At 73.2% G+C, this 3,590-nt stretch carries 3 protein-coding genes and 1 pseudogene; 3 read left to right on the top strand and 1 reads right to left on the bottom strand.

Annotated features, from left to right (window positions below):
- The first annotated feature begins 150 nt into the window (after positions 1-150).
- Both FL311_RS41925 and FL311_RS41920 read left to right on the top strand, forming a co-directional pair.
- Positions 151-1,644: a hypothetical protein gene (locus FL311_RS41925; protein WP_141333208.1), complete on the top strand. Its 1,494-nt coding sequence runs from the start codon at positions 151-153 to the stop codon at positions 1,642-1,644.
- A gap of 154 nt (positions 1,645-1,798) precedes the next feature.
- Complete coding sequence (locus FL311_RS41920; protein WP_141333207.1) at positions 1,799-2,674, top strand: hypothetical protein; 876 nt, start codon at positions 1,799-1,801, stop codon at positions 2,672-2,674.
- Here the strand turns inward: FL311_RS41920 and FL311_RS41915 are convergent.
- Positions 2,664-3,074, bottom strand: coding sequence for a response regulator (locus FL311_RS41915; protein ID WP_141333206.1), 411 nt, complete (start codon positions 3,072-3,074; stop codon positions 2,664-2,666). The genes FL311_RS41920 and FL311_RS41915 overlap by 11 nt on opposite strands.
- 334 nt (positions 3,075-3,408) lie before the next feature.
- On the opposite strand from FL311_RS41915, the pseudogene FL311_RS41910 reads away from it, so the two are divergent.
- Positions 3,409-3,590 (top strand): annotated as a pseudogene (locus tag FL311_RS41910) (hypothetical protein); the annotation flags it as partial.

The raw sequence follows: 3,590 nt of genomic DNA, 5'->3' as shown, positions 1-3,590 counted from the left end.
GGTCCACACCCGCCGGCCCGTGTGGACCTGGAGGCAACAGCCCCTGCCCCTCCCGCGCGCGCAACCCCCTGGAAGGACTGTGACGCGGTGCACGGCCCGCCACGTGCTACCTGGGGCTTCGCGTCATCTTCCGCGCGAGGTCCTCACCCCATGTCGTCCATCAAGCTCCGAGCTCCCTCCAGGCTCCTGTTGACCGCGCTGTGTCTCACCGCGCTCCTGCCGCTCTCGCGCGCCAGCGCCGAGCCGGGCATCCGCATCCTCAACTCGCTGTCCACCGCGGACCTGGCCTTCAACGCCCTCACCACCAACGCCCGCTCGCTGGAGGCCCTCACCTCGCAGCCGCTGACCACGTACACGTTCGAGGCGGACGCGCGCCTGCGCCACCAGCTGGAGGACCCGGCCGCGCGCAACGTCATGCACTACCTGGTGGAGTGCGCCCTGCCCGCCACCGCCACGGTGGAGTGGATGGACCGCAAGAAGGAGGTCCACTCCTTCTCGGGCGGCGTGGGCCTGTGCCCGGAGTGGGGCGTGCGCGCGCCGAGCGCCCAGTGCCTGGGCTACGTGAGCGCGTGCCTGCTGTCGCGCAACAACGCCTACGGCCACACGGTGGAGATTTCGATGCGCGGCGAGCACCCGCGCGACGACCGGCGCTTCAACCCCACCGGCGTCACCCAGCAGTGGCACCCCATGTTCCTGCCCTGCGCGCACGGAGGCCGCGGCGCGTGGGAGGAGTGTGGCTGGGTGGGCGAGGGCGTGGGCAGCTGCACGCCGGGCGAGCAGGTCACCATCGCCGCGGGCGCGCCCCGGCTGGACACGTCGTGCACGACGACGCTCGGCTCCGGCGACGGCGACCGCGTGCTGCGCGTGTGCGCCCAGCCCCGGGGCTGCGAGGCCGCCAGCGCCCTGGCCCTGGGCGAGGGCAACGAGTGCGGCGGCGCGCAGCCCAGCGCCACCTTCACCTGCCCCCGCGGCGGCAGGTACAGCGTCATGTCAGCGCCGAATGACCGCTCCTCGCCGCCCGGCTCCTGGGTGCGCCCCGCCGTCACCCACGGCCGCTACCCCACCGAGTCCTTCGGCGCGTTCACCTTCCGCGAGGGCGCCTTCTTCGGAAACATCCTGGACCCCAAGGGACTCAACGTGGAGGTGCACATCAACATGGACACCTACGCGCCCTTCCTGTCCAAGCCCGACTTCGACGGCCACCCGTACCAGAACGCCCACGCGTGCTACTCGCGGGACTGGGTGGCGGGCGACGTGCACCTGGCCTCGCGCGTCTGCGCCAACGCCATCGTCGGCGGGCGCAACGCGTACGGCTGTCTGGCGCGCACCGTGGGCCCCTGCGAGCCCGACGCCTTCACCCCCAAGGCGGCCTGCGACGTGAACGACGGCCCCGTCGTCACCGCCGACGGTGACTTCGAGGTCTGCGCCGACACGGAGGGCACCTACCACTTCGAGTCCATCACCACCGTGCTCAACAGCCCCTGTGACGCGCTGCCCCCCAGCGACCGCGTCACGTGCGACCCCGCGATGTGCGACTTCAACTACTCCCCGCCCCGCTGCAAGAAGGGCTGCGAGCAGCGCTCCGCCTCCCAGTGCCTCGCGGTGGCCTGCGTGAAGAACCCCAAGCTCTGCGGCAAGAAGTAGCCCCCCAGGGCCCGGGAGGGTCGTCACCCACCTCCTGGGCCCACGCTGGGGGGTGGGGCGACGGCCCGTACACCCCGGGTGTATGAATAAAGCAGGCGGACGGTCGTCCCCAGCCGTGTTGCCGCCCGACGGCCACCGCCCCAGGAGCCCCGCCGTGTTCTCTCTTCGTTCCGCCTTGAGTGCCTTCCTCGCGCTGGGCCTGCTGCTGGGCACGACGTCGGCGGAGGCGCGCTTCGGCAAGCGCTCGCGGCCGTCGCAGAGCGACTCGAAGAAGGACGACGACAAGAACGACGACACCCACGAGGCCTCGCCGGTGGGCTCGCGGGATGACGACGACGACGACCGGCCCCGTCGCCGCCGGAGCAACCACCGCCGCCACGTCTCCTCCGGCGCGGGCGACGTGGTGGAGGGCCTGGGCTTCCTCGCCTTCGTGCTCTCCAGCGGCAACCACCGGCTGACGGTCGTGGACGAGCCCCGGCAGCGCGGGGAGCTGCGCCAGGAGCGCCACGCCGCGCCCCTCTCCTTCCGCCTGGGCCTGCAGGGCGGCCCCGTCAACAGCGGCGGCGCGGGGGACTTCTTCATCGGCCTGGAGGGGCGGCGCTTCGGCTTCGACGCGCGCGTCACCGGCATCGCCGTGGACGCCGACGACGGCACCGACGAGACCGACAACCTCACCCTGGTGGAGGCGCACCTGACGTGGGCGCTCGTCTCCCTGGAGCGCGCGCGGCTGCGCGTGGAAGCGGGCGTGAGCACCGCCAACGCGCCGGACATCACCTTCGTGGGCCCCAGCCTGGGCCTGTCCCTGGAGGCGTGCCTGGCCGGCCCGCTGGACTTCGAGGCCCGCGCCCAGATGACGCCCTTCCCGTACCGACAGGTGGACGCGAGCGCCGCGCTGGCGCTGCACCTGGGCGCGCTCGTGCTGCGCGGCGGCTACCGGGGGATGGTGCTCGACGACGCGGGCCAGGTGGACGGCGTGGTGCACCGCGACGGCTTCCACGGCCCCTTCTTCGGCCTGGGCCTCACCTACTGACGCGCTGGGCCGTTTCGGGCCGGGGGTCCGGGCAGTGCGCCTGGACCACGTCCATCAGGTCCTTGAGCCGCACGGGCTTGCGCAAGAGCGCCACCGCCCCTGGGGGACACGGGCCGGACTCCGCGCGCATCCCCACCACCCGCGAGCTGGCGAAGCGCGCGTCCTGCTTCAACGTCTCCAGGAGCGACGCCCCCTGGACACACGGCGCCTCCAGGTCCACCAACACCAGACACGGCACCTCCGTGGCCGCCAGCACCCGCACGGCCTCGCGGGCGTTGATGGCCATGTTCACGTCATAGCCTTCGGCCTGGAGCGCCTCCGCCATCACGCCCCGGAGGTCCGGGTCGTCCTCCACCAGGAGCACGGTCGGCTGCATCACCACGTGGGTCACGATTGCCACCCTAGTGCCTCCTTCCCGGGCTGACACGGCTCGTTCCGCCCCACCGCGCCTCACTGTCGAACCGTGAGCATCCGCACGGCGCGAGCAGGCGGATACGCCCGGTGCCCGGGGGAGGAGATGCACCGCGCGTGGGCGCTCCGCACGCGCGAGCGTCGGGTGCGCGAGCCTCGCGAGGCCCGGCTGTCACGTCGTGCGCACTCGGCGCCGTGTGCGCTGCCCACGGCCGTACAGCAGCGGCTGGCCAACGGCCGTCCACCCTCGGGGGCCATGGCCGGCAAGGGCCGGGCGCCCTTGAATGTCGCTCCCCGTCGTCCCCGTCCCCGAGGAGTGCACCTTGCCCTCATCCAAGGCCGTGCTGGGCTGTGTGCTCGCCGCCACCGTCCTGCTGGAGCCGGCGCTCGCCGAGGCCCGCTTCGGCAAGCGCTCCTCCTCGTCGTCCCCCTCCCGCCCCCGGCGCGAGGCGCCGCGCCGCGAGCACCCCGCCTCGCGCCGGGGGCGGGAGGGGGACGACGAGGA

Source organism: Myxococcus sp. AB025B (assembly GCF_006518215.1).
Lineage (GTDB): Bacteria > Myxococcota > Myxococcia > Myxococcales > Myxococcaceae > Myxococcus > Myxococcus fulvus.
This window is presented reverse-complemented; position numbering and strand designations above follow the sequence as displayed.

What these genes read in the sequence shown, in the direction of transcription:
- FL311_RS41925 (WP_141333208.1), top strand. Translation starts at nt 151, where the DNA reads ATGTCGTCCATCAAGCTCCGAGCTCCCTCCAGGCTCCTGTTGACCGCG.